The organism is Polymorphobacter multimanifer (assembly GCF_014205635.1).
Classification (GTDB): Bacteria; Pseudomonadota; Alphaproteobacteria; order Sphingomonadales; family Sphingomonadaceae; genus Sandarakinorhabdus; species Sandarakinorhabdus multimanifer.
This window is the reverse complement of the sequence record NZ_JACIIV010000018.1, coordinates 20264-43447: the sequence shown is the minus strand read 5'-3', so window position 1 is coordinate 43447 and position 23184 is coordinate 20264. Positions and strand designations below refer to the sequence as shown.

Here is a 23184-nt window from a genome sequence, read left to right as displayed (position 1 = left end):
GCTCAGTCGGCCACCGCCGGTGAGGCGGCGCTGCCAGCCAGAAGCCCGCCGTCGATGGTGATTTCGGTGCCGGTCATGTAGCGGCACTCGTCCGACGACAGCATCACGACAACGGCGGCAACCTCCTCGACAGTCCCGAAGCGTCGCATCGGCGTGTCGGCAACAAGCGCCGCCATATTGGCTTCCCGCTCCGGGCCATCACCGAGCATCGGCTCCCACATCGGCGTGAGGATTGCGGCCGGGTGGACCGAATTGCAGCGGATATCGAGCCCCTGTCCGGCGCACCAGAGGGCGACCGACTTGCTGTGGTTGCGCACTGCAGCCTTGGACGCGGCATAGGCCGATGCGGCCGGGATGCCGACGAGGCCCGACCGCGAGGAGATGTTGATGATACTGCCCCGGCCCGCCGGGCGCATGGCGCGGATGGCCGCCCGGCAACCGAGGAAGACGCCGTCGAGATTGGTCTCGATCACGGCGCGCCAGTCCGCCAGGCTGGCATGTTCGGGATCATGGGCGACGGGGCCGGCTTCGAAGCCGGTGATGCCGGCGTTGTTCACCAGGATGTCGAGCCCGCCGAAATGGGCGGTCGCGGCGTCGATCGCAGCGTCCCACTCCGCTTCGCTGCGCACATCGAGCGCCATGGCCCGGCTGGTGTCGCCGATGCTGGCCGCAACCGCAGCGGCACCGTTACCATCGATATCGGTGACGAGCACCCGCGCGCCTTCGGCAGCAAGGGCCTGCGCGATCGCGGCGCCGATGCCGCGAGCGGCCCCGGTGACAAGCGCCGACTTGCCTGCGAGCCGCATGGATCAGGCCTTGAGAAGCTCGGTGTCGATCGGAAGGCTGCGCAGGCGCACGCCGGTCGCCGCGAAGATGGCGTTGGCGAGTGCCGGGGGGGTGGCGGGATAGGCGGGCTCGCCGAGGCCGGTGGGCGGATGGTCGGAGAGAACGAACGCCACTTCGATCGGCGGCGTGTCGGGCATCCGCATGATGGGGAAGCCATCATAGTTGCGCTGCTCGATGGCACCGCCCGAGAGGGTGGCAGCCTGGCCCATCGCCGAGCCGATGGCATCGATGACCGAGCCCTGCACCTGGTTGATGGCGCCCGAGGGGTTGACGATCTGGCGGCCGACATCGCCGGCGGCCCAGACCTTTTTCACCTTCACATCGCCGGCATCGGCAACGGCGACTTCCATCGCGGCGGCGAAATAGCCGAGGTGGCTGAAGTGGAAGGCGATGCCCAAACCTTCTCGCTTGGGCAGTTTGCGGCCCCAGCCAGCCATGGCGGCGGCCTTGTCGAGCACGCCAAGGGCACGCGCGGCATCATAGCTGTCGCGCTTGTCGGCGGGGCCGACGAGGCGGGGGGTGCCCAGCAGGGTGCGGCGGAAGGCGACCGGGTCCTGCCCTGCGAGATACGCCAGCTCGTCGATGAAGCTCTGCATCACGAAGCCGAAGCCGTTGTTGGCGGGGGCGCGCAGGAAGTTGGTCGGGGCGGCGAGATCGAGCACGGTCGCATCGCAGCGGAAGTTGGGCACGAAGCGCGCCGGAAACTGCGTTGTTTCGATCGCAGCGGCGCGGCCGAACTTGCCCTCCTTGCCGAAGCTGACGAAATGATTGGTCCAGGCGGTCACCTTGCCGTCTGCGTCGAGCCCGGCTTCGAGGTGGTGCCAGCCGGCGGGGCGGAGGTTGCCGCGGGTGACATCGTCCTCGCGCGTCCAGATCAGCTTGACCGGCACCTTGGCTTCGCGGGCGATCCAGGCCGCCTCGGTCATGTATTCGGTGGTCAGCCGCCGGCCGAAGCCACCGCCGCAGCGCATCATGTGGATGACCACCGCTTCGGGCGCCACGCCGAGCAGCTTGGCGATCGAGGCGCGGCCGGGCTCTGGATTTTGCGTCGGCGCCCAGAGCTCGACCTTGTCGCCATCGACACGCGCGGTGCAGTTCATCGGCTCGAGCGGGGCGTGGACGAGGAATGGGTAGTGGTAGCTTGCCTTGAGGCGCTTGGCAGCACCCGGCATGGCGGCGGCGGCATCGCCTTCGGTGAAGATCTCCTGTGGCCCGCGCGTGCCGGCAAGGGCAGCGGCGGCCTTGGCGAAGCCTTCGCTCGACTGGTCGGCCCCGGCACCCGGCGCCCATTCGACCTGCAGCGCCTCGCGTGCCTTCATCGCGGCCCAGGTTGTGTCGGCGATGATCGCGACGCCGGCGGCGAGTTCGTAATCATCGCCGTTGCCCGCCACGATGAAGGCGTTGCGCACACCCTTGATGGCCTTGACGGCATCGAGGTTGGCCGATGCGACGGTGCCGCCATAGCAGGGGCATTTGACGAACATCGCGATCTTCATGCCCGGCACGCTGGCATCGATGCCGAACAGGGGGGCGCCGGTGACGACCTTCATATTGTCCACGCCCGGCATCGGCTTGCCGACGATCCTGAAGGCCTTGGGGTCCTTGAGCGTCACGGCCTTGAGGTCCGGCAGCGGCAGCGTGGCGGCATCGGCAGCGAGCGCGCCATAGCTCAGCGAGCGGTTGCTGGCAGCGTGGCGCACCATGGCGCTGCCGGTGGTCAATTCACCCACCGGCACGCCGAGGCGCGTGGCAGCGGCCTGCACCAGCATGGCGCGCGCGGCAGCCCCTGTGCGGCGCATCGAATCATAGAGGAGCGTCGTCGCCATCGAGCCGCCGGCGACCTGGCGGCCGTAAATCTTCTGGTCGGCGAGCGCCTGTTCGATGGTCACCTGGCTCCAGTCGGCATCGAGCTCCTCGACGATCAGCATCGGGATCGAGGTCTTGATGCCCTGGCCGATCTCGGGATTTTGCGAGACGATGGTGATGCGGTTGTCGGGCATGATGCGGATGAAGGCGGTGAGCCCTGCGCCCGGACTGCCGGCCACGCCATCCTGTGCCGCACCTGCAGGTCCGGCGCCGAACCACAGCCCGCCACCGGCGAGGGCACCGGCGAACAGCATCTGCCGGCGGCTGAGGGGAAGCGCGTTCATGCCCTCACTCCCGCTACCTGCTTTATGGCCGCGCGGATGCGCGTGTAGGTGCCGCAGCGGCAGAGGTTGCCGGCCATGGCGGCGTCGATGTCGTCATCGCTCGGCTTGGGTGTGTCCCTGAGCAGTGCAGCGGCGGCCATCAGCTGCCCGCCCTGGCAATAGCCGCATTGCGGCACGTCGAGCGCCGCCCAGGCGGCCTGCAGCTTGCGCCCTAGGTCGGTGGCCGAAAGGCCTTCGATGGTGGTGATCTTCGCCGTGCCGACATCGGCGACCGGAGTCTGGCAGGCGCGTACCGGGGCGCCATCGAGATGCACGGTGCAGGCTCCGCAAAGCCCGGCGCCACAGCCATATTTGGTGCCCGTGAGGCCGATCACGTCGCGCAGCGCCCAGAGCAGCGGCATGTCGCCATCCGCCTCCAGTGTCACCGGCTTGCCATTGATGTTCATCTGCACGCGCTGATCCCCACCGACTTTCGTTTTCAAACCCTAGCGCGGCAGACTAGCAACGTCACGCAGCTTTGTACGCAGGCCGACCGATAGTGCGCGTATGACGATGCGTGGTGGAGCAGAGGGGGATCGAACCCCTGACCTCAGCAGTGCGATTGCTCACCGCTCCCGTGAAAATGGGCCGCTTCGAAGGGCAGCTACCAAGGTAGCTGCAGCGATTACGCCAGAACAAACCGGGAAGTGCAGGGGGGCTTCGGTCCCAGTTCGGTCCCAAGCTCACCTCGATCGTTACCCCCCCTCCCAAATTCGCTGTGAGTGCAAAGGAACTTTCGCGGGTGGTCTTGAGGCCTTCGATCACCACAGTTTTACCCTCCCCCCCGTCTCGAAGGCCGCCAGACACAGCAAAAGGCGGCGAGGCCAAGCCTCGCCGCCCCTTTGCGCCAAACACTGCTGCAGCCGTGCCTTTAATCAATCCCGCTCCACGGCCTCCACCCCAGCCCACCACTCAGCCCACGCCCTCAGTCGTGCGGCGTCGGCTTCCGCGTCTTCGAGGGCAGGAAGGGCAACGTCGAAAGGTAGCCCCCCGCCGGCCGCGCAGGCGGCATCAGCAGCGCGGGCGGCGGCACCGGCAGCGCCGGGCACACCACCACCGCCGGCGCCACCCGGATCGGCACGGGCCGCTTGCCACCGCACCCGCAGAGCACCAGCATCCCGGCGCACATCGTCAAGCTTTTCCCGAAGCGCATCTTCCGTCCTCCTCGCCACAGCAGCATCAGCCGCCTTTACGTTCGCCACGCGCGCCGCCTGGTTGGCCTCGGCCTGCAGCTGCGCATCCCTGAACGCGGCGCGGTCCATCTCAGCCTGCGCCGCCGCCCCATCCTTCCGCGCCTGGTCCACCCGCCGCTCCACCCGGGCGGCCAGCAGCCACTCCACCAGCAGCAGCGTCAGCACTGCCCCCGCTAACTTCCACGCCCAAGCCGGCACCCGCCTCAGAACCATCAGAACGCCCATATATACCTCCAAAGTCGTTGCCCGCCGTCACGCTCGCCTGCCACCGCAGCGCCGCCGCAAAGCCGGCCAGCCCGGCCCAGTGCGCCGCCATCAGCAGCCCGAAGCCCTGCGCAGCACTCATCACGTCAAAGCCCATCGCCACGCGCCCGCCCGCCGCCATCCACACCAGCGCGAGGAAACTCATGCTCATCGCCAGATCGATCAGCGCAAAGGCCAGCCCCCAGATGCGGATGACCGAGGGCGTCGTGCCATCCTTGGCCGTGGTCAGGCCGCGCAGCAGCCGGCCCAGCCCCCTCACTGCCCGCCGATCAGCGCCGCCGCGCGCCGCGTGCGCGCCACCCTGTCCGCCAGCCCGATCGGGGATTGCGGGGCCCGCGCATCGCCCCGGTTGATGAGGTTCGACAGCCGCCGCACATCATCGGCATCGGCCCAGCCATGGCACCCCACATGCGCCCAATAGGCAGCCGAGAGCCGCAGCGCCGTGGCCGGCTCGGCCGCAAGGTCCGGCTGCTGCATCAGCGGCACGCCGGTGATCTGCTGCAGCCAGGCGTAGTTGTTCGCCCCGGTGATCATCTTCAGCCCGCGCCCGCGAAACCGCCAGCCAGCGCCCCGCCAGCTGTTGCCCATCCGCCCGCCATAAACGTGTTCGGCGAGCAGCTCGGGCTGCCGCACGAACGGCATGGCGTCAGCAACGGTGGGGAACCGGCTGGGCCACACCTCCCGGATCCGCGCCGCCGAAGTATAGTTCAGGCTCTCGACCAGCCGCGTGAAGCCAAGGCTCTCATGCGCATTCTGCCCCAGCCAGTGCCCCAGCCGCGTTTGCGTGGAGAGGATCCCGGCCGGCTGCAGCGCAGCGAACGCCGCCGCCCCCAGCGGCACCGCCAGCCGGTCCGCTCCCATCGCGCGAAACAGGGCGGCAAAGGTCACCGGCCCCGGCAGTCCATCCGCCGCCACACCGAGCCGCCGCTGCACCACTGGCCATTCGACAGCCGCCGGCCGCATCACGGCTCGGCACGCGGCGGCTGGTCACCATCGCGCTCGGCCAGGTCCGCACCCGGAGCCGGCGGCCGGTGCCGCCACGAGCGCCACACAAGCAGCCCAGCGACCACAAGCACGATCAGAAAGATCACGATCATATCAATCTCCACAGTCAGTCCTCCTCATCCACGAGCGACCAGATCACCGCTCGAATCTCTTCCACCGTCTCGGCTGCATCGATGCGCGCCTTCAGCACCCGCGATCGCTCGTGCACGGCACTCACCCAGGCCGCGACCGCCACACCGGCAACCGCCACCGCCTGCGCATCTAGTTTCACCTCGCTGTCATCGGCGCGCGTCCAGTCAACCGAAAAGGCGCCCCCCTGCTGCGTCGCCAGCATCGCAGTGGTCACAGCACCGTTGAGCATCCCCCGGCTTTCGGCATCGCTGTCGAAGCGCCCGCTCGGCGTGTCCACGCCGCCATCGCGCGCTGCGTCGCGGGCACCGTTGATCAGCGCCCGCTGCACCGCCCGCACCGCCGCCAGATCGGGCACCAGCGCGCCCTCCACCACAAGCCAGGGCGTGTCAGCAAGGCCCTCGGGCGCCTCCTCCGCCACCACGAGCCACTCCGGCCCCATGCCGCCCATCGTCTCCACAAAGCGCAACTCGCCGGTTTCGTCGTGCACGATCGCAATCATGAGGCCACCGCCGATCCGCCGCCGCCGAAGCTCGCTGTCACGCCGCCAAAGCCGGAGCGCAGAAGAAACTGGAACTGGTAGTTTCCCCCCGCCGTCAGCCCCGATTGCGTGCGGTTGACCTCGATGATGCCGAACTCAACATCATCGGCGCTCACCGAATGGAAGCCCTCGCCGCCGGTCACATCGGCAAAGGTGCCGCCGACGATCCGCCACTGCCATTTGCCCGCCGCGCCCAGCACCACGCCCGGCGTGCCGCTGGTGTAGGAAGCCGCCGCTGCCAGCGCCACGCTGCCGCCGCTGCCCGCCGTCACCGTCAAGTCGAGCGCCGGGCTGCCGTAGCTGGTGCTCGAGGTGAGGAAGCTGATCGTCCCCGAAGCCGAGCCCGCACTCCCCGAGCCACCGCCGCCGCTCGTGGGCGGTGCCTCGCGCTGGCGGATCACGCCCATCGTCGCGGGATAGGTGACACCGGCATAGACCGCCTGCACGTCCACCCGCCCATCGCCCGAAATCGCGGTGATGGTGAGCAACCCGGTCGATCCGCCGATTGTGGCAGTATTGCTGTAGGAAACGCTCGACCAGGCGGCCGAGGTGGTGACGTCAACGCCCCCCACCCGCAGCCGGAACTGCGCCTCGCGGGGCAGCTGCCCCGCGAGAGCGGTGAACGCCGAATCAGTGCGGATAACCTGTGTCGCCGCCGGCACCGCCACCGGCGCATTCGCCGCGGTCACATCGGCATTGTCCGCCGGCCGCCCGGTGCCGCTCACGGTCGCCCATGTCGCGCGCTGCGAGGCCACGGCGACATTCGCATCCGCCATGTCATCACGCGCATCGAAATAGGCAGCGAAGGCGGCGGCGAAGGCCGAGCGCGAAATGCTGGTTTTGACGTTGGTGTCGATCGCCACCGAGGCGAGGTAGCTGATGAGCGCGTTGTACGCCGAGGTGTAGGCCGAGCTGCTCACACCGAAGGTCGCGGCGCGTGCCAGCAGCACCGGATATTCGATCTCGATCGCATCGCGCAGCGTGCGAACCTGAAGCTTCTCGGGCACCGAGAACATGCCATCGCTGGCGATGTCGCCCAGCGCCACCAGCGCCGTTGTCGCATCGGCCTTCGCCGTGGCAGCATCCGCCACCAACGCCGCCGCCTCCTGCCCGCCCACCATCGTGCCGGCAGGCGCACCAACCGTGGCGCCGGACTGCGCATTCGGACCGGCCGTGAACGGCGGGTGCAACGCCTGCCCGGTGACCGCACTCGTTACCATCGGCTCGGAGATCGCCAGCGTCATGGCACCTGCGCCGCTGGTGATCGCGAGAAGCTCCAGCCTCATCGCGACGGCAGTGGCTGGCATCACGATGAAGCCGGTAGTCAGGGTCGCCGCTCCGATAGCACCGCTGCCGAACGCAATTGTCTCGAAAGCGAAGCTGCCATCGGCGAGCCGGATGACAGCGCGGAACAACCAGCTGCTCACGAAGCCGAAGGCATCGACGCGCCCCGATACGGAGAGGCGCTCAAGGGCGCTCACGCGCATTTCGCCTGCCGTAGTGCTGCCGATGCTGATCAACTGTGCGCTTGCAGTCGCGGTCACAAAGGCCGCATAGAAACGCCGGTTTTCGAAATCGCCATCGCCTTCGGTGAAGGCCAGCGAGAACGGGTTGAACAGCACCCCCCAGCCCTCGGTCTTGCGCTCCATGCGGCTGAACGGCACCCGGTTGCTGTTCGCCGCCGCCACCAGGTTCGCGCCCGCGTCCGCCGTGCTGCGGTCGAGCCGCACGATAGTGATGCGGTCGGTAATGCCGGAAAGCGTGGCTTCCACCGTCACCTGCCGGTTCGCCCCGAAATCGCCGATCGCCAGCGTGCGGCTGTTGCCGCTGCCCGCCACCGTCACCGATGGCGAGGCGCTGAAGGTGGCGGTGCCCGAAAGGTTGGTGAGCGCAGCGGTAAGCGTAATCGTCTGGCTTCCCGGCGTCGCCACATTGTCGAGGAAGATGAACCCCTGCGAGCTCGCGCTGAGCTGCAGGTTCGGCCCCTCCACCCCGCGCAAGGTTTTGCTCAGCGTGTAGGTACGGTCATAATTCAGCCCCGCCCAGGCCGCGCGCAGCGTCGCGGTGGCCTGCGTCACGCCGGGATCGGTCACCGTGTAAACGCCAGTGCTCGCATCGATGGTAATCCAGCTGGTGGCAGGCGTGGCGGCGGCGATGCTGAACACCGGCGTCAGCACGGTGGTGCCGCGCGTCAGCCGCATCAGCCCGCCGGCAGCGGTGTAGCTGCCCGCCGAACCATCCGCCTCGGTGGCCACCGAATGGTTTTCGTTCGTCACCTCGATGGTGATGCCGGGAAGGCCATCTGCACCGGGCACGCCGGAACCTGCCGCCGCCACGAGCGCCCAGCGCGCCACGTCCGGCGGCGCGTTGCCGATGCTGTTCGACACGATCAGCTGATAGGTGGAGCCGGCGAAGATCACCGAATCGCCGAAGACATAGGTTGCCCCGGCGTTGTAAGTGCCGCGCGGGTTGTTGCGGGTGGCGCCCTGCTCCACGCCGAGCGGCACGATCGGATACTGCGTCCCGTCGAACAGCACCGGAGCGGGCACCACCACCGGGCCTTCCTCGCCGCCGTCGCCGGCGTAGATCACCGGGTCTTCCTCGCCCAGCTGCATCTCCACATCACCGCTGGTCATTTCCAGTCTCTGGCTCAGCACCCGGAATTTCTTGGCCACGAAGTTCAGCTGCGGCAGCGTCAGCGTCACGATCTTGCCGCGCCGTAGCAGCAGCGCCCTTGGTCCGAAGATGCCGGTGAAGATCCCGGGAAACTGCGCACTCTGCGCAATGCCGCGCGCCAGCCGCGTGGCCCGCCGCCCGTCCTGCACCGCGCCGAAGTCCGCCGGCCGCACCCGCTCCACCCCATCGGGGCTGGTGAGCACGATCGGCGCATAATCATTGAGCTGGTAAAGCCCGGTGGCGGAGCCATCCACAAACCGGCCGCGCACGATGTTGAAGGTCTCGCTCAGCTTCAGCGCGGGCACATAGCTGCCGGACCCGGTGATGTCGTCGGGCCCCAGCGCCAGCGCCACATCGGCCAGGTCATTGTGGCGGATGCGCATCGCAATCCGCCCGGTGCTGTCATCGATCTCGCCCTGGCACGCCGTCATCAGCACATCGAGCTGGCCGGACACCGGCTGGTCATCGCGGAAGACCGCGCCGCTCTCGTAGCGCTTCTGGCTGCCACCGCCCGAAAGCGAAATCACCTCATCGCAAAGGTTGGCCGCCGCAGCAAAGCTCGCCACATTGAGCCGCGCCGGGCTGGCCGAGCCGCCCACCAGTCGCTGGCCGTTCTTCCACCAGCCCCGGCAGTTGCTCAGCGCCTGCAGGGCCGTGTTGCTTCCCAGCACCGTGCCGCCATCCACAAATTGCCAGGTGGTGTTGTCGTTCAGGCGGTGGCTGCCGCTGCCGCCGGCGGTGCTGTCGCGGCGCGGATCATAAACCGGCATCCCGTCGCCGATCACCACCATCTGCCCCGGCAGCCCGCCCGGCAGCGGCGAGGTGGTGGTTTTCGTGTTGCCGCTGCGCTTCACCCGGATGTGGCTGTAGCAAAGACCGATGGCCTTCTGGCTCGCCGCACTCCACCCGCCGAAGGTCACCCCGTTGGCGGCGGTGCCTTCCAACCTCACCGCAACGGTCAGATAGCCCGCGAATTCACCCTGCACCCCGCCGGCCGCCGTCCAGGCCAGCTTCCCGTCGAAATACATCTCGCGCACCGCGTGGCAGCGGTGGGAGGCATGGCACACGATGGCATCGACATATTCCTCATCGGTGCCGGAGAACCATAGGTAGAGCACATCAGTGTGCATCGCAGTGGTGCCAAACACCGTGCCCCGCTGCACATTCGCGTTGAGGCTGGGGCTCAGCCGCCCGAGCGTTGCCCCGCTGATCGGCGGCGTCTTGGCAAAGATCGCCCCCACCCCGGAAAGGATCGAGCCCGCCGCGATCGAGAGTGCCGCCGTGGCCAGCACACCGGCAATGCCGCCCGCCACCGCGACCGTCGCCGCCGTGGCGCCCACCGCCACCGTGAGCGTCGTGCCCGCTACCACGGCGGTTGTGCTGGTGGCGACCAGGCCGGGGATCACCGCCGCCCCGCCGGTCAGCACGACCGCGCCGATAATCAGCGCGCCGATCGCGATGGGCTTGAGAATCTTGCCCATCAGCCTTCGCCCTCGAAAGGCACATGCCAGCATACCGGGTCTAGCAGCTGGCGGGGCACCCGCACCCAGCCATGCCCCATGATCCGCGCTCCCCAGCGAGTCTCCATCACCGGCGCATCATCGGCGGCGCGCCCCACGAACAGCCCATGCTCGGGCAGCAAAATTCCCACCGCCCCTTCGAAGCCGCAAATGTCCCCGCGGTGCCCGAGCATCACCGGCACCGGCTCGCCAAGTGCTGCCGTGAAGGTCGCGGCGATGCTCCCCGCCCCGAAGCGCCGCAACGCGCGCGCAGCGCCCCGGGCGGTGCTGTATCGGCCTCGTAGCGGCGTGGTGTAGTCTCGGCCCGTCATCGCCGCCACGGCGGCCCCGGCCATCAGCCCGCAATCATGCTCGCCCCAGCGGAACGGCGTTTCGGCATGGCGCTCGATGAAGTCGCCGAGCCGCTCCTGCCAGTTGGGAAAGCGCACCGGCATCATTGGCCCCGAAATCATGGGATGAACCTCTGCTCGAAGTACGGCACCACCTGCCGCTCGAATTCGCTGGGAGCGGTGCCGCCGATGCCGCGCCCGCGCGTCAGGCCGGAGGCTGCCGCCAGCATCGCGCTGGCAATGTCGTCGCTCGGGTCCACCCGCGCCTGGTCGAGGTAGCTGCTGTTCCCCGCCTCGGCGAAGATGGCGCTCTCGCTCTCGATATCGAGCACGATCGTCTGCGAGCTGCCATCGAAGCCGATCTTCGGCACGCCCATCGGCCCGGTGTGGATGCGCTTGACGCTGATCACCGCCTGGCTGGCCGGATCGAGCACCGCGGCCCACACCGCGGCGGGCCGCCCCTGCCACCGGCTCTTGTCGCCGATCGCGTTCAATTCGGCGGTGTCGATGCCGGTCAGGCCGGAAAGGATGAAGGTCATCCCCGCCCCGCCGCCCGGCTGGTGGAACACCTCGCTCACATCGAGCACATTGTCGATCTTGCCGAAGGTGAAGCCCGCCAGCAGCGGATCATCCACCAGCACATCGAATTGCAGCGGCCGATCGGCATTCGTCACCCGCAGCGGCAGACTCGCGATATCGAGGAACACAATCCAGCGGACGTTGAGAATCTGCGCCTCAAGTGCTGCAATGCCCGCGCTGTTGAAATCATCCACTAAAACGCCTCCTCGCAAGTGAAGCTCAGCGGCTGGTAATTCTCGAGCAGATCGGCCCAGCCGAGCGTGGCGCCGGTAATCCGCATCGTGCCAACGGGCGATGCAACCCGCACGGCGGCGGTGGCGATGGTGTTCACGTCCACCTCGGGGCCAACGAAGATGCGTGCCAGATTGGGGTCGGCCCCGAACTCCGCCGCGCCGGCCAGCACATCGGCCTGCACCACATGCAGCCGGCCGGCGTGGCTGATCGTCATGCCTGCCTGCATCACCACAGCCGGGGAGGGCCGCGCCCAGCCGGCCGTCACTATGCTGGCGCCCATGTACGGACCGCCGATGATAGCAACCGTCGCCGGCGTCACCGTCGCCTGCTCGCCCGGCTTTACCGCCGGCAGCTCGAAGGTGTTCACCCGGCCCTTGAGCGCGGTGAAGAAGCGCTTCCATGCCCGCGCCTCCACGGCGTTCTGCACCGAAAGATCGACCTTCGCGGAAAAGCGGGTGCCCGGCTGCATCAGGATCTTCGTTCTCTGGGTGATGATCGACCGCGAGCTGATCGAAGGGTCGCTGATCTCCCAGGTGATATCCCGGGTGCCAACGGTGGGGAGCGGAATCAGCGCCATCAGCGCCTGCCCCCCGGCAGCGAGCGCCGGCCGAGCGTGCCGAGCGTCTCGGTTTTCGATGCGTTCACGAGTGCCGGCGCCGCCCGCAAGATGGCACGGGTGGCAATCTGCTCCACAAGTGCCGGATCGGTCGAGCCGCGCGCATCCACCGTCACGAAGATTTGCGGCCCGCCGCCGCCGCCGCCCAGCTTGTGGTTGGGAATGATCGTGCCGGGCACATCGGGCACGAACAGCTCAATGCCGCGCTCACCCACGATGCTGGCCTTGCCCATCGGTGGCCGTCCGCCCTCGGCAAAAAAGCCGCCGAACGAGCCGAGGCCCGGCACCGCCGCGTTCAGCCCGGCGCGGAAAAGCGTGCTGATGCCGCTTTGCAGGAAGGATGCCCCGGCGCGCTTGAAGCTGTCTTCCAGCGCATCGCCCAGGCTGTTAGCACCCACCACCCAGCCAGCGATGCCGCCCGAGATGTCGTCCACGAAAAAGCTGGTGTTGCGAAAGATGTCGTCCATCGCCTGCCCGAGAAAATCGACTTCGGGCTTCAGCTTGGCGAGGTTGGCCTCATACTCCGCCGATGCCGAGCGCGCCCGCTCCTGCGCCGCCGCCAGCGACTCGGCAGCACTCCGTGCCCGGTCGATGTCCGGTAGCAGCGAGCCCTGGCTGAAATCATCCGGGCTGGCGCCGAACACATCGCCCGCACGGATCTGCGCCGCGGTGCGCCCGCCGTAAACGTCCTTCGGCACGGCGGCGGCACGGGCTTTTGTGGCGGAGGTCTTCGTCGGCTTGAGGCGGGGATCTGCAACCGCCTCACCCCGCCGCGCGGCAGACACTGTGATCGTCGGGTCTTCGCCATACTTCTGGCGAAACGCTTCCAGCCGCTGCTCGTAAATCACCGTGCCCTGGTTCAGCCCGGCAAGCGTCTGCTCATCTCGCGCCCGCTGCGCCTCACGCCCGGCACCTGCTCCGGCTGGTGCAATTCGCGTTTCCACGCCCAGCGCCGCATCCACCGCGCGCAGCGCCTTGCTCAGATAATCCTCGGCCGCAGCACCCGCACGGCTGAAGGCGTCGATCGTCTCGGCCGCCCAGATAATCGCCTTGTTCTGCCCGGCCGCGAAAAAGGCGTCGATCTTCTCGTTCGCATCCGCCAGCCGGTCGAGATATTCCTTCTGGATCACCGCCCCGGTCTCCCGGAATCGGTCCTCCTGTTCCTTCACCGCATCGGAGCCGCCCTTCAGCGCCGCCGCCAGCGCCGGCCCGGCCTTGCGGCCCACCACATCTGTCACATCGGCCGCAAACGCCGCCTGGCTGTTGTAGCGCTTCACCCCTTCCGCGAGCGCATCGAAAGCCTGCTCGGTGGTGGTGATCTCGCCGGAAAGGATGCCCGAAAGAATGCCCAGCCGGTCGAGCGTGGCCACCAGCGCCGGGGCGGCGGTGCCCTCCTGCACGCTGCCGATGGCATCCTGCAGCTTCGAGAACACCGTCGCCGTCTGCTCGCTGGAAAGCTCGAGCACGCGCAGTGCCTCAGTCAGCGTCTGGTAGCGCTCGGCACCCAGCCCGGCCTGGTCGGCAGCGGTGGCGATATTGTCCGCCGCTTCGAGGATCCCGCGCCCGAAGCTGATGATCGCATCGATCGAGAGAGCCGCCACAAAGCCCGCGATGTTCGCCTTCGGCAGCCCCACCGATTTATCGATGGCACTGAACTGCTTGTCGAAGTTGCCTTGCGTGCGGTCTACGCGCCGGTCCATCCGCTCCAGATCGGTCGCCAGCTTTTCGAGCTCGGCACGGGCGATCTGCGAGTTGGCGCTGATGTCGAGCCGAAGATCCTGCTTTTCGCTCATCGGCCAGCGTCCCTCATGGCTTGCTCGCGCGCTTCATTCGCCGCCTGGATGGCTTCCTGTGCGGCGAAGAACTCGTGCGGAGTCGCGCGCCAGAAGGCGGCGGGCGTCCACCCGAGGTGGACAACCGCCGCTCCCAGCAGCTCGCGGAATGGATATTCGGTAGCAGCCCGGCCGCCATTGCCGGGCTTCAGGCGTTTCCCGGCGTGTCCGACTGGCCGCCGCGCACCATGGCGATCAGCACTTCCACCACCACCGGCACCACCGTGTGTACCCCGGCCTCGAAGATGAGCTTGCGCACCTTGTCGGTGCTCGCGCCTGCATCGGTGCTCTTCTCGTCCCGGCCATGGGCCTTCAGCGTTTCGGCGATGATCACCGCCATTTCGCCCGTATCGAGCGGCTGGCCGCCACGCTGCCCGGCACGCATCGCCAGCGTGAGGATCGAGCCGCACTGCGCCTCGATCGCCACCATCGCCTCGAAGCTCGGCCGCAGCACCTTGGCCTGCCCGCCGAGCGTGATCGCCACATCGCCGCGATGCTTGTTCGGCTGCGCGCCCTCGCTCATGGTGCCACCAGCAGATCGATGGTCGGGATCGCCGAGGGCGAAAGTGACAGGCTGCCGGTGGACACGCCGTTGAACGGATCGGTCACCGCAAAGCTGGTGAGCAGCATTTCGCAGGCGAACACCACATCGGTGGGCCCATCGCGCTGCTGCACCAGCAGCGGCGTGCCGGCCTTGTACGCGGCATAGGCCGTCTCGGCGGCGGCATCGGGCCATTCCGCCACAAAGTCGAGGCTGATGCTGATCGTCCGGTTGCCCGAGCGCGCGAGGTTGAGGCCACCGGAATTTTTGTGACCGGCATCCTGCGTCGAGCGGCTGTCCGATCGGCTCATGTCCCGCTGCGGGGTGATCTTGGCATAAACCGGGCTGCCACCCGGCGCCGCCAGCCAGAGCTGGCGAACGTTTCCGTCACTCATCGTTTTCTCCTGTGGTTGCGCTGGTCAAAAAATCAGAGTGGCGGCCGCGCCCGCACCACCACCTGCAATTCGGCGAGAAGATAGCCGTCGCCCTCCTCACGAGCGTTGCCGCCGCCACGCACCTCGGCAGCGGAAAGCCGCACCCCGGCCCGGCTCAGCGGCTGGCGATCGAGGGCGGCGGTAATCCGCGCCTGCTCGCGCAACAGCGGCGTTTTCGATGTGCCCGCCACCAGCGTGCGGATGGTCAGCTGGTGCTGCTCTATCACCAGCCCCTTGCCGCCCACATCGTCCATCACGCTTTCGGCAACCAGGGTGTACGGCGGCAGCTTCTTGTCGGGCACCACGCCCAGAACTTCATAGCTCAGCCCGGCGGTGGCCAGCTTCGCCAGCACAGCGGCCTCCACATGCTCGGCGAACAGGCTCATGAGACACCCCGCAAATTCGCCAGCGCCCGGTCCCACACCGCCGCCAGCTTCGGCCGGATGCGGGCAATCACCGCCTTCGCAGCCACGCCCTCGATGAAGTCATACCGTCCGCGCGAAATCGGGCTCTTGCGCGCGGTGAACGGCTTCGATCGCCCGCCCGATGGCGTGGCGCGCGTGAAGGTCCGGGTCCGTCCGCCGCCGCGCCCGCGCTCCAGGAAGGTGAGGTAGAATGCCGAGCGCGCCTTCTTGCCGCCCAGCCGCTTGCCCCGCTTGCCCCGCCCGTTCAGCGCCGCCCCGAGCAGCCCCACCTGCAGCGACAGCGTTTTCTCGCGGATCCGCGAATTGATGCTAGATGCGCCAAAGCCGGTGCGCTTCGGCACCCGGCCGCGCATGAACGCCACGATGCCCGGCGCTTCCTCGCGGTAGATGCCGATCAGGCTGGCGCGCGCCTCATCGGGCAGCAGCTTCAATATCTTCCGCACCCGCGCCGCGCCTTGCAGGCCGCGTTTGCCCCGGCGCTGGCTGCTCACTCGGTCACCACGCCGTCATCGGTGGTGATGCTGGTGAAGGCGCGCTTGCCGGTCATGTCTACGGCGGAGAGCACCTTCAGCACCCGCCCACGCCACAGCAGCCGGTTGGTGATGTCGATGCCGTTGACGAAGCGCACGATCACGGTGAAGCCCTGCACGCCCTGCACAGCCTCGCCGATCACGGCCTCGCCGCCGGCGCGCGTCGGCTTCACCGATGCGGCGAGGCTCAGCCACTGCTCCCAGTCGCGCACCTCCCCGCCGGCGCCGTCGCTGGCCACCGTCTGGCGCTGGATGATCACCCGCTCACGCAGGTCACCGGCGCCGATCATGGCTCACCTCGCACCGCGGCGCTTCCGCCCTGGCCCGCAGCACCATGCTGGCGGTCGCCAGCAGCATCGCCACCGCCGCCATCAGCACGGGGCCGGCATCAAAAATCGTCATCGCTTTTCGTCCTCCCTTCGTGCCCGTTCAGCCAGAAATTGAATGTCGCGCTGCATCACGATGATTGCGCGGTTGTCCACCACGGTGCTCGCCTCGATCTTGTCGAGCCGGTTGCCATGGTATTCGATGTCCCTGCTCTTTTCGGCAGCGTCCCACACGATCGCGCCGAGCGAACACGCCAGCGCCACCCAGGCAATGATGGCCTGCACCTTGATGCCGCTCACCGCCGCCTCCTCCGTCACCCGATCAGCCCACGCCTGAACGGCGCCATCAGCGCCCGCGCGCCCAGCGGCACTTCCTGCATGCCCGTGCTCGCCGCCTCGCGATTGTGGAACCAATGCCCCACCAGCATCAGCGCCGCCTGCCGCAGCGCCTCCGGCACATCGCCGCGCGTGGCATAGCCCACCCGAGCCACCACCCGCACCGCACCCGGCGCCACAAAGGCCCCCGGCCAGCTGGTGCCGGGCATCGGCAGCAATGCCGGCTGGCCGGCAAACTCGCGCACCCGCCAGATGCCTTCTTCCACCGTCGATTCCGCGCCGTCGCTCATCGCGTCATAGTCGATGCCAATCACTTCGATCAGCGGCCGGCGCGGCAGCACCAGGCGTTCGCCGAAAGTGGGGTAGGTAAACTCCGCCACCCGCTGCCCGCCGGTCACCACGCCGGTCTGCTGCTCGATGGTCGATCCTGCCGCGCCGATCAGCGCGGTGATGAGCGCATCATGCTCGTCCAGATCCTCCCGCAGCCACGCCTTGGCCTCGGCCAGGCTCACCGGCATCAGCAGATCGGGCTCGGGGTCCGGCGGCGGCGTGGTGCTGCCCTGCAACAGCATGAGGAGCATGTGGACGAACATCAGACATACGCTCCCGGTGCGCCCGTCACGCCGCGCACATTGCCGTCGAGATCGTGGCTTACCGATGATGGCGCCGAGATCGCTCGGGCAGGTGCATCCGGCGCAAGGTGATAATTACCACCAAGGCTGCCCGCAGTCGGCCCTGCGGTGCTGGTGCGCCTGTCGATAAAGCCCGCCTCAAGTGCCGGGTCTCCATCGGCTGCAGGGCGGATCGAGAACACGCCATTGCTGGTGCATGGAAAACCGCCCTCGGCCTCCTGATAATTCCAGCCAGCACCGATGCCATGGTCATACTCGAAGTTGCCGCGCCGCGCCGCATTGCCGAAGGTGATGTCGGCCTTGCTCGCCTTGCTCCGGTGGATATTGCCCTGCCAGCGCACGAACTCGTGGAAGCGCGGGCCTGCGGTGCTTTCGTCGTAAAGCGCGTTGCAGCCGCCATGGGTGCCGCTCGCTTGTCCGCCAACAAAACTGTTATGCACAACGACAAAGTGCGAGATGTTGCCGATGTCGGGGCTGTCTCCGGATATGCGCATGATGCGGCTGTTGATGGTGCCAATCCATGCAGTTGTGTTGTTGACGATGGCGTTGTTCGTCGCGTTGAGCGAGTAGCCCAGCTGGATGGCGTTGTTACTGTTCTGCCCCAGCCCGTCGAGGAAGCTGTGATAAATCATATTGCCGTTCTGGCTACGGGCCGCGCCGATGGTAAAGTTGTTCGCGTTTTCAAAGCGTGAGCCGACGATGCTGTGCCAGTCGTGGCTGAAGGAAGTCACGCTCATCACGCTGCAACCGTGAAAAAGCTTCATGGTCGCTGCGGCAGGGGCAAGGAACGCTGACCCGGCAGGTGCTGCGAGGAACTGCACACCGTCGAAGTGCAGCGCCGGGATCAGGCCCAAGCCGCCGATGATTGCGCCAGTGGACGTGCCGGGATTAAAGCGGGCATTGGAATAGCCGACATAGAGCGGTGCAGAAGTCTCCGACTTGTAGCTGTTGACAGGGCCACGAGCAACCTCGATGTCTTCGAAGATAAGGACAGACTTGGAGATACCGGCAATATAGCCGCCTGTCGGCACCAGTTGAGGGCGGATCTCGGCCGACGCTTGCAGGATGGATGCCGAAACAGCCACGCTCGGGTCGCGCCGGATGATGAGCGCGCCACCGCGATGATTGCGCGACACCGCTCCCCATGACGCCGCCTGCGTCTCGGCAATCCATATTTGACAGCCGCTGTTGTCGCCTGCCGTGTTGAGTGCTGCCATCGCCGTGCTGATGCTGCTGAACGGCGTGGCGCGTGCTGCGGCGGGGTCGGACACGGTGCCCAACACTCCGGCAGTCACGCCGATTGATGGCCTGACTACCGCAATCACCGGGTCGGCAGCGCGCGCCACGTTCTTGACAAACACGAAGCTGTCATCGAGCCTGTAGGGATCGGTCACAAGCCACGAGCGGTGAATAGGATCGGTCGAGGGCGAAGCGTCGTTGCGGACGCCAAACCACGGGATTACCTCATACTCGACTCGGTAGCTGGCGGCGTCGGTGAGCGTCGAAACATCCAGCGTCGCCGAATACTCGGGCACCTGATAGACCCAGCCCGCACGCGCACTGAGCGTCGGCGCGGACGCCACAACCCAAGGCGTCGTCGTGGCACCCTGCACAGCCCTGAACCGGACGCAGCGCACCTGCTGGCGAGCGCGCCCGTCAAAGTGCGCGGCGATCACCGCCACCGTCACGCTGTTGCCTGTCACCCGATGGTCAATGCCGAGGCGCTGCACGATCGGCTTGGGCGGGGTGCGTGTGCTGTCGTTTATGACACCATCGGCGCTGTCCCCGACATACACGATGTCCGACAGCGCCACGGTGTTGACCGTGCGGGTATAGTTTGGCGGCAGCGTCTGAGTCAGGTTGGCGCCGGGAGGGTTGTTCCATGCCGTGCGCACCTGGCAGTTGACATAGCTGGTTGTTGGAATGGTTATCGGCTCGCCTGTCGCGCTGAAGCCCTGCCGCGTGAGGTTGTAGGGAATGTTCAGGTCAAGGCCCACAGGGATGCCTGCAAACTCGGCGGTGCCTCCGCTTGGCTCGAAGCGGGTAAGCTGCACAGGCGGGAACTCAGGCTCGCCGTAAACTTCTCCATTGTTCCATGTGCCGTTCGGCAGCACAGCGCCGTTGTAGGTGAAGTCAGGGTTGCGAAGCCCACCGTCAACCACAGCCAGCTCAGCCGGGGCACATGCTGCCAACGCCTGCGGTATCGAGCCAATGCGCGTTGTGAAAGCAGGCATGGAAACGACATAGGACGCCTGTGTTGCTGCTGAAGTGGAAAGCAGCGGCAGCGTTTTGTTGGGTGCAATTGGTGCCGCTCCGACAAAGCCGCTCAACGCGAGCATGCTGGCAGTATTGTTAATAATAATGCCTCGTGTGCTCGGAGCCGAGTCAGGTGCGATAATTCGCGCCGGGTTGAGGCCGCTTTCGGTGATAGTGTCCTGTCCACGATAATCAGTGAGAACCGTGTTGCGCACAACAATCGGGTCCACAGCCTGATTGAGAAAAATGCCGTTGCCGTAGGTGATGATGCCGATGTTCTCATAAACCTCCACACCGAGCGACTTAACACCTGGCGGGTTGTCGTCGAGGAAGATAAACTGCACATCGAGGCCAGTAGCGAAGCTGGCATCACGAGCAAAGACGTTGCGGCGAATGATGATGTTTGAGTGAGGAAAGACCGCAGAGTGGCCCTGAATAAAGTCAGGGTGCGCGGTCGGATCATCGGCAGGCTGACGGTTGTGCGCGAAGTTTTCCTCGATCAGCAGATTGGCTCCGGCAAACCAGATGAAGTCCTCAAGGGTTTCGTTGCAGTGGTTGCCGCGCACAATAGCATTGCCTTGCGTGATAGTAATGCACTTGCCGAGCCGGACGAAGATGTTGTTCTCAACGATAATTTGACGCCCTGCATTGCCTGTGTCACGGATGCCATCAAGCAGGAAGTCCGCGTTGGTCGTTGTGGCAAAGTTCTCGTATCGGTTGTTGATGTAATCGCAGCCAAACGGCGGTGTGCCGCCGGAGAATTGAATGACAGGGCCGGTAACGGAGGCTCCGGTGCGGTAGAAAAACAGGTCGCGCCAGACAAAAGGCAATGCTACAGCGCCACACAGCGCTCCGCTGACAAGCAACTTGCCCATGCGGAACCCATGACGCCGCTGCGCGATGCCGTCTCCGTTGAAGCCGGTAGTGTCGGCAACCTCTGAGCGGATCGTGATGCGGCCTGTGCCGGGATACAGGCCAAGCGGCGGACGAATTTCTGGCGCCGTTACGCCATTTGCAGCCGTGGCCGGGTCTGTCATGAACTCGGTGTGCGAGCGGCACCAGATGGTATCCCCGAGCGCGATGGCCGTGGCGACGTTCAGATACCCGCCGAACTGGTGGCCGCGGCTGACAGGCGAGCCATAGGTGAAGTCGGCGTTCGGCCCGGTGTTGACCGCGCAAAGATGCGCCGCATCGGCGAGTATGTTGATGGTGAGGGTGCAGCTCACCGTGCCATCGGTGATGACGAGCGTGTATGGCCCGGCGAAGGCAGGCGGCACGCTGCCATAGGCGCCAGCCCCGTTGCGCGGCGCGATGCGATTGCGGCCGGTGATCTGCCAATGCCCGAGCGGGTCGCCCGAGGCGATCGTCAGCGCGCCGCCGCCCTCATACTGCAGGTCCGCTTCGCCATAGCCGACAAGCGTTTTCGCGCCGAAGTTGACAGCAAGGGTCGCGGGGATGCTGGGCGCAATGATGTCGGCAGCTGCGCGGCGCTTGCCGCCGCCACCGATGCGCCCGACGCCGCTACCCAAAAACATCACGCCACCGGCTTGATGAAAAGCGCGCCGTCCGTGCTGCCCGCGCGGATGAAGCTGATAAACTGGCCGCTGGTGATCTGCTCGGAGAACGGCACGAACGCCGCCACCGGGAAGCTGCCGGCCGCATTCGCCGCCACCACGCTGCCGCTGCCGATGGCATAGAAGCCATCGACCGTCGCGCACAGCGTCACTTCGGTGGCGGCGATGCCTAGTGTCGTGCGCACCGCTGCCGTGCCGGCGGTGACGATCCGAACCGAGTCCGCATAGGCGCGGGTGGTGGTGGCCAGCCGCGGCACAGCATCGAGCACCACCGGCACCCGCCCGCCCGCCAGCGCCGGCGTCTTGCCGTCGATGCTGGCAAGCGAGGTGTTGCCGGTGCCCTGTGCGGCTGCGGTGGCGACACCGGAGACCAGGACGGGCAGCGGCGTGGCGCGCAGCTGGGTATCGGTTGCAGGCCCGGTAACAGCCACCGAGCCCGGCACCGCCACCGGCAGCGGCGTAGCGCGGGCCTGCGCATCGGTGAGCGGCCCCGAGACAGGCACCGTCCCCTGCACCGCCACCGGCAGGCCGGAGCCGGTCTGCACCAGCGTGGCGGTATCGGCATCACCGAATGCCAGCTTGGCGACCGAGAGATTGACGCCGCCGACGAAATTGAACCGCAGCGGCGTCCCGGCGCCGGGCGCCGTTACTGAAACCTCCGACATTAATCAGCCCTCCTGGGCAAGCTGCGCCTTGGCAAAGGCCACGGCGGCGGGGTGATGGTCTACACAGCCTTCAAGGCTGGCCGCTTCGGATGGGGTGAGCAGCGCGAGCTCGCCAACGTCCCAGCCGTAGCCAGCGACGAGCACCCGGGCCTCGATCAGATCGGCGGCGGGCTTTGCAGTCGGTTGCTTGGCCATGGTCTGTCCTTCCTGAAACTACGGGGCCTGAAAAAGCACGGGCAGCGGTTTCGCGCTGCCCGTGGCTTTCAGTGGTGGGCGACAGCCCGGCTCAGGTGGCCGAGTTCTGATAGGCCTTCACCGCCCCGCCATTGTCGATCAGGTTGCCGCCAGCGCGCGACCAGGCGTTGAAACCCACCTGACCCTTCTTGGCATATGCGCTGTCGTCGTAGCGCTGCAGCAGCACGCCCATCACGTCGCGGATCATGTACTCCGCCAGGGCGCCGAAGATGATCGACTTGGCATTGGCAGCCATCACCGGCATGTGATTGTTCACCGTCACCCGGCGACCGAGAACGAAGTCCATCGCATCGGTGGGCGGGCCGTTGGCAACGCCGCGGGCGAAGATCGGCATGCCGGTGGTGTCCTTCACCTTGCGGATCTGGCGCAGCGCCAAGTCGTGCATCATCCAGCCGCAATCGGGGCGGCCGCGATAGGCGACATCAACCGAATGCTCGAGGTCAACCAGATCGTCATAGGTCACCGTGAGGGTCTGGCCGGTGATGCCGGCTTTGCCCACGGTTGCGGCGGTGACGATGCCGCGCGGCTGCGCAGTGCCGGTGCCCACCGTGAAGTGACGGTTCTGGATGCGGCCGATCCGCTGCATGAGCCGCGTCTCGATGAAGCTCACCACATCGATCTGGCTGTCCATCAGCAGTTCGATGCTGAGCGGGATCACGCGGCTGGAGTATTTGTACACCGGCAGCGGGATCTGGGTGAAGGTCGGGTCGAGATCGGTGGCGGTCGTGTTTTCATCCACGATCACACCTTCCTCGGCGGTGCCATCGCTCGCCGGAATCAGCAGCGGATTGCCGCCTTCGGTGCGAAGGATCGTCGCCGTCTCGCGCATCCCGCCATAATAGGCGAGGGCATCGAGCAGCCGCGTCGATACATCGGTCTGCACCGTGAAGCCGCCGGCGCCGTTGGTGCCGACACCGAGGTCGGCGCGGAAGCGCTTGACCTGATCACCGTCGAGGCCCTTGTCGCCGGCCTTGATGAACGCCACGAATGCCGAGAGCTCGGGCGAATCCTTGCCACGGTCGCGCGACAGCTTCTCGAGCCCGGCCTTCACGCCCTCGATCTCTTCATTCTCGAAGGCGATCTCGTTCGCCTTGGTGATGCGATCGATCTGGCCTTCGAGCGCGTTGATTTCATCGACCATCGCATCGAAAACGGTGTTGTCGTTTGCGGGGTTGTAATCCGCCTTGTTCGCGAGTTCCTTCAGCGCCTTCGCCTTGGCGTCGCGCTGCTCGCGGAGAGCCTGGATGCTCATTCCGT

26 protein-coding genes are annotated in these 23184 nt (G+C 66.8%); all 26 read right to left on the bottom strand.

Translation table 11 applies throughout. The annotated features are described in order from the left end of the window. Window positions 1–2: 2 nt before the first annotated feature. On the bottom strand, window positions 3–806 hold the full coding sequence (locus tag FHS79_RS12645; protein ID WP_184200582.1) for a glucose 1-dehydrogenase: 804 nt from the start codon (window positions 804–806) through the stop codon (window positions 3–5). 3 nt (window positions 807–809) lie between these two features. Further along, entirely contained in the window at window positions 810–2996 is a 2187-nt protein-coding gene (locus FHS79_RS12640) for a xanthine dehydrogenase family protein molybdopterin-binding subunit (RefSeq protein ID WP_184200579.1), read from the bottom strand. Continuing rightward, entirely contained in the window at window positions 2993–3442 is a 450-nt protein-coding gene (locus FHS79_RS12635; RefSeq protein ID WP_184200666.1) for a (2Fe-2S)-binding protein, read from the bottom strand. Before FHS79_RS12635 ends, FHS79_RS12640 begins: the two co-directional genes overlap by 4 nt. A 518-nt stretch (window positions 3443–3960) precedes the next feature. Continuing rightward, window positions 3961–4188 carry a hypothetical protein gene (locus tag FHS79_RS12630; RefSeq protein WP_184200576.1) on the bottom strand — a complete coding sequence of 76 codons (228 nt, stop codon included), beginning with the start codon at window positions 4186–4188 and terminating at the stop codon, window positions 3961–3963. 110 nt (window positions 4189–4298) lie between these two features. Next, entirely contained in the window at window positions 4299–4751 is a 453-nt protein-coding gene (locus FHS79_RS12625) for a hypothetical protein (protein WP_184200573.1), read from the bottom strand. After that, window positions 4748–5455: a glycoside hydrolase family 19 protein gene (locus FHS79_RS12620; protein WP_184200570.1), complete on the bottom strand. Its 708-nt coding sequence runs from the start codon at window positions 5453–5455 to the stop codon at window positions 4748–4750. Before FHS79_RS12620 ends, FHS79_RS12625 begins: the two co-directional genes overlap by 4 nt. Further along, window positions 5455–5589 carry a hypothetical protein gene (locus tag FHS79_RS19190; RefSeq protein ID WP_274603656.1) on the bottom strand — a complete coding sequence of 45 codons (135 nt, stop codon included), beginning with the start codon at window positions 5587–5589 and terminating at the stop codon, window positions 5455–5457. Before FHS79_RS19190 ends, FHS79_RS12620 begins: the two co-directional genes overlap by 1 nt. A 14-nt stretch (window positions 5590–5603) precedes the next feature. Further along, window positions 5604–6116 (bottom strand): DUF4376 domain-containing protein, encoded by a 513-nt coding sequence (locus FHS79_RS12615; RefSeq protein WP_207792341.1) that lies wholly within the window; start codon window positions 6114–6116, stop codon window positions 5604–5606. An 8-nt stretch (window positions 6117–6124) separates the two neighbouring features. After that, complete coding sequence (locus FHS79_RS12610) at window positions 6125–10324, bottom strand: hypothetical protein (protein ID WP_184200565.1); 4200 nt, start codon at window positions 10322–10324, stop codon at window positions 6125–6127. Next, complete coding sequence (locus FHS79_RS12605) at window positions 10324–10815, bottom strand: DUF6950 family protein (protein ID WP_184200562.1); 492 nt, start codon at window positions 10813–10815, stop codon at window positions 10324–10326. Before FHS79_RS12605 ends, FHS79_RS12610 begins: the two co-directional genes overlap by 1 nt. Next, on the bottom strand, window positions 10812–11465 hold the full coding sequence (locus FHS79_RS12600) for a hypothetical protein (protein ID WP_184200559.1): 654 nt from the start codon (window positions 11463–11465) through the stop codon (window positions 10812–10814). The genes FHS79_RS12605 and FHS79_RS12600 overlap by 4 nt, the downstream gene beginning before the upstream one ends. Next, window positions 11465–12082 (bottom strand): hypothetical protein, encoded by a 618-nt coding sequence (locus FHS79_RS12595; protein WP_184200556.1) that lies wholly within the window; start codon window positions 12080–12082, stop codon window positions 11465–11467. Before FHS79_RS12595 ends, FHS79_RS12600 begins: the two co-directional genes overlap by 1 nt. Beyond that, window positions 12082–13914, bottom strand: a complete 1833-nt coding sequence (locus FHS79_RS12590; RefSeq protein ID WP_184200553.1) for a hypothetical protein — start codon at window positions 13912–13914, stop codon at window positions 12082–12084. The genes FHS79_RS12595 and FHS79_RS12590 overlap by 1 nt, the downstream gene beginning before the upstream one ends. Next, window positions 13911–14051 (bottom strand): phage tail assembly chaperone, encoded by a 141-nt coding sequence (locus FHS79_RS19460; protein ID WP_373289734.1) that lies wholly within the window; start codon window positions 14049–14051, stop codon window positions 13911–13913. Before FHS79_RS19460 ends, FHS79_RS12590 begins: the two co-directional genes overlap by 4 nt. A gap of 50 nt (window positions 14052–14101) precedes the next feature. Further along, on the bottom strand, window positions 14102–14476 hold the full coding sequence (locus FHS79_RS18895) for a GTA-gp10 family protein (RefSeq protein ID WP_243452864.1): 375 nt from the start codon (window positions 14474–14476) through the stop codon (window positions 14102–14104). Further along, window positions 14473–14889, bottom strand: a complete 417-nt coding sequence (locus FHS79_RS12580; RefSeq protein WP_184200548.1) for a phage tail tube protein — start codon at window positions 14887–14889, stop codon at window positions 14473–14475. Before FHS79_RS12580 ends, FHS79_RS18895 begins: the two co-directional genes overlap by 4 nt. 32 nt (window positions 14890–14921) lie before the next feature. After that, window positions 14922–15314, bottom strand: a complete 393-nt coding sequence (locus tag FHS79_RS12575) for a hypothetical protein (protein WP_184200545.1) — start codon at window positions 15312–15314, stop codon at window positions 14922–14924. Beyond that, complete coding sequence (locus FHS79_RS12570; RefSeq protein ID WP_184200542.1) at window positions 15311–15796, bottom strand: hypothetical protein; 486 nt, start codon at window positions 15794–15796, stop codon at window positions 15311–15313. The genes FHS79_RS12575 and FHS79_RS12570 overlap by 4 nt, the downstream gene beginning before the upstream one ends. A 44-nt stretch (window positions 15797–15840) precedes the next feature. Continuing rightward, window positions 15841–16173 carry a head-tail adaptor protein gene (locus FHS79_RS12565; protein ID WP_184200540.1) on the bottom strand — a complete coding sequence of 111 codons (333 nt, stop codon included), beginning with the start codon at window positions 16171–16173 and terminating at the stop codon, window positions 15841–15843. Continuing rightward, window positions 16157–16285, bottom strand: coding sequence for a hypothetical protein (locus FHS79_RS19185; protein WP_279380451.1), 129 nt, complete (start codon window positions 16283–16285; stop codon window positions 16157–16159). Before FHS79_RS19185 ends, FHS79_RS12565 begins: the two co-directional genes overlap by 17 nt. Continuing rightward, complete coding sequence (locus FHS79_RS12560) at window positions 16282–16509, bottom strand: hypothetical protein (RefSeq protein ID WP_184200537.1); 228 nt, start codon at window positions 16507–16509, stop codon at window positions 16282–16284. The genes FHS79_RS19185 and FHS79_RS12560 overlap by 4 nt, the downstream gene beginning before the upstream one ends. 14 nt (window positions 16510–16523) lie before the next feature. Then, window positions 16524–17138 carry a head-tail connector protein gene (locus FHS79_RS12555; RefSeq protein WP_184200534.1) on the bottom strand — a complete coding sequence of 205 codons (615 nt, stop codon included), beginning with the start codon at window positions 17136–17138 and terminating at the stop codon, window positions 16524–16526. Beyond that, complete coding sequence (locus tag FHS79_RS12550; protein ID WP_184200531.1) at window positions 17138–20971, bottom strand: hypothetical protein; 3834 nt, start codon at window positions 20969–20971, stop codon at window positions 17138–17140. The genes FHS79_RS12555 and FHS79_RS12550 overlap by 1 nt, the downstream gene beginning before the upstream one ends. Next, the gene (locus tag FHS79_RS12545; protein ID WP_184200528.1) at window positions 20968–21672 is read right to left on the bottom strand and encodes a hypothetical protein; all 705 of its coding nucleotides are present in this window, start codon (window positions 21670–21672) and stop codon (window positions 20968–20970) included. Before FHS79_RS12545 ends, FHS79_RS12550 begins: the two co-directional genes overlap by 4 nt. A gap of 3 nt (window positions 21673–21675) precedes the next feature. After that, on the bottom strand, window positions 21676–21867 hold the full coding sequence (locus FHS79_RS12540; protein WP_184200526.1) for a hypothetical protein: 192 nt from the start codon (window positions 21865–21867) through the stop codon (window positions 21676–21678). A 91-nt stretch (window positions 21868–21958) separates the two neighbouring features. Then, window positions 21959–23179 (bottom strand): phage major capsid protein, encoded by a 1221-nt coding sequence (locus tag FHS79_RS12535; RefSeq protein WP_184200523.1) that lies wholly within the window; start codon window positions 23177–23179, stop codon window positions 21959–21961. Between the last annotated feature and the right edge of the window lie 5 nt (window positions 23180–23184).

What these genes read in the sequence shown, in the direction of transcription:
- FHS79_RS12645 (WP_184200582.1), bottom strand. Translation starts at nt 806, where the DNA reads ATGCGGCTCGCAGGCAAGTCGGCGCTTGTCACCGGGGCCGCTCGCGGC.
- FHS79_RS12640 (WP_184200579.1), bottom strand. Translation starts at nt 2,996, where the DNA reads ATGAACGCGCTTCCCCTCAGCCGCCGGCAGATGCTGTTCGCCGGTGCC.
- FHS79_RS12635 (WP_184200666.1), bottom strand. Translation starts at nt 3,442, where the DNA reads ATGAACATCAATGGCAAGCCGGTGACACTGGAGGCGGATGGCGACATG.
- FHS79_RS12630 (WP_184200576.1), bottom strand. Translation starts at nt 4,188, where the DNA reads ATGCGCTTCGGGAAAAGCTTGACGATGTGCGCCGGGATGCTGGTGCTC.
- FHS79_RS12620 (WP_184200570.1), bottom strand. Translation starts at nt 5,455, where the DNA reads ATGCGGCCGGCGGCTGTCGAATGGCCAGTGGTGCAGCGGCGGCTCGGT.
- FHS79_RS19190 (WP_274603656.1), bottom strand. Translation starts at nt 5,589, where the DNA reads ATGATCGTGATCTTTCTGATCGTGCTTGTGGTCGCTGGGCTGCTTGTG.
- FHS79_RS12610 (WP_184200565.1), bottom strand. Translation starts at nt 10,324, where the DNA reads ATGGGCAAGATTCTCAAGCCCATCGCGATCGGCGCGCTGATTATCGGC.
- FHS79_RS12605 (WP_184200562.1), bottom strand. Translation starts at nt 10,815, where the DNA reads ATGATTTCGGGGCCAATGATGCCGGTGCGCTTTCCCAACTGGCAGGAG.
- FHS79_RS12595 (WP_184200556.1), bottom strand. Translation starts at nt 12,082, where the DNA reads ATGGCGCTGATTCCGCTCCCCACCGTTGGCACCCGGGATATCACCTGG.
- FHS79_RS12590 (WP_184200553.1), bottom strand. Translation starts at nt 13,914, where the DNA reads ATGAGCGAAAAGCAGGATCTTCGGCTCGACATCAGCGCCAACTCGCAG.
- FHS79_RS18895 (WP_243452864.1), bottom strand. Translation starts at nt 14,476, where the DNA reads ATGAGCGAGGGCGCGCAGCCGAACAAGCATCGCGGCGATGTGGCGATC.
- FHS79_RS12580 (WP_184200548.1), bottom strand. Translation starts at nt 14,889, where the DNA reads ATGAGTGACGGAAACGTTCGCCAGCTCTGGCTGGCGGCGCCGGGTGGC.
- FHS79_RS12575 (WP_184200545.1), bottom strand. Translation starts at nt 15,314, where the DNA reads ATGAGCCTGTTCGCCGAGCATGTGGAGGCCGCTGTGCTGGCGAAGCTG.
- FHS79_RS12565 (WP_184200540.1), bottom strand. Translation starts at nt 16,173, where the DNA reads ATGATCGGCGCCGGTGACCTGCGTGAGCGGGTGATCATCCAGCGCCAG.
- FHS79_RS19185 (WP_279380451.1), bottom strand. Translation starts at nt 16,285, where the DNA reads ATGACGATTTTTGATGCCGGCCCCGTGCTGATGGCGGCGGTGGCGATG.
- FHS79_RS12555 (WP_184200534.1), bottom strand. Translation starts at nt 17,138, where the DNA reads ATGTTCGTCCACATGCTCCTCATGCTGTTGCAGGGCAGCACCACGCCG.
- FHS79_RS12545 (WP_184200528.1), bottom strand. Translation starts at nt 21,672, where the DNA reads ATGTCGGAGGTTTCAGTAACGGCGCCCGGCGCCGGGACGCCGCTGCGG.
- FHS79_RS12540 (WP_184200526.1), bottom strand. Translation starts at nt 21,867, where the DNA reads ATGGCCAAGCAACCGACTGCAAAGCCCGCCGCCGATCTGATCGAGGCC.
- FHS79_RS12535 (WP_184200523.1), bottom strand. Translation starts at nt 23,179, where the DNA reads ATGAGCATCCAGGCTCTCCGCGAGCAGCGCGACGCCAAGGCGAAGGCG.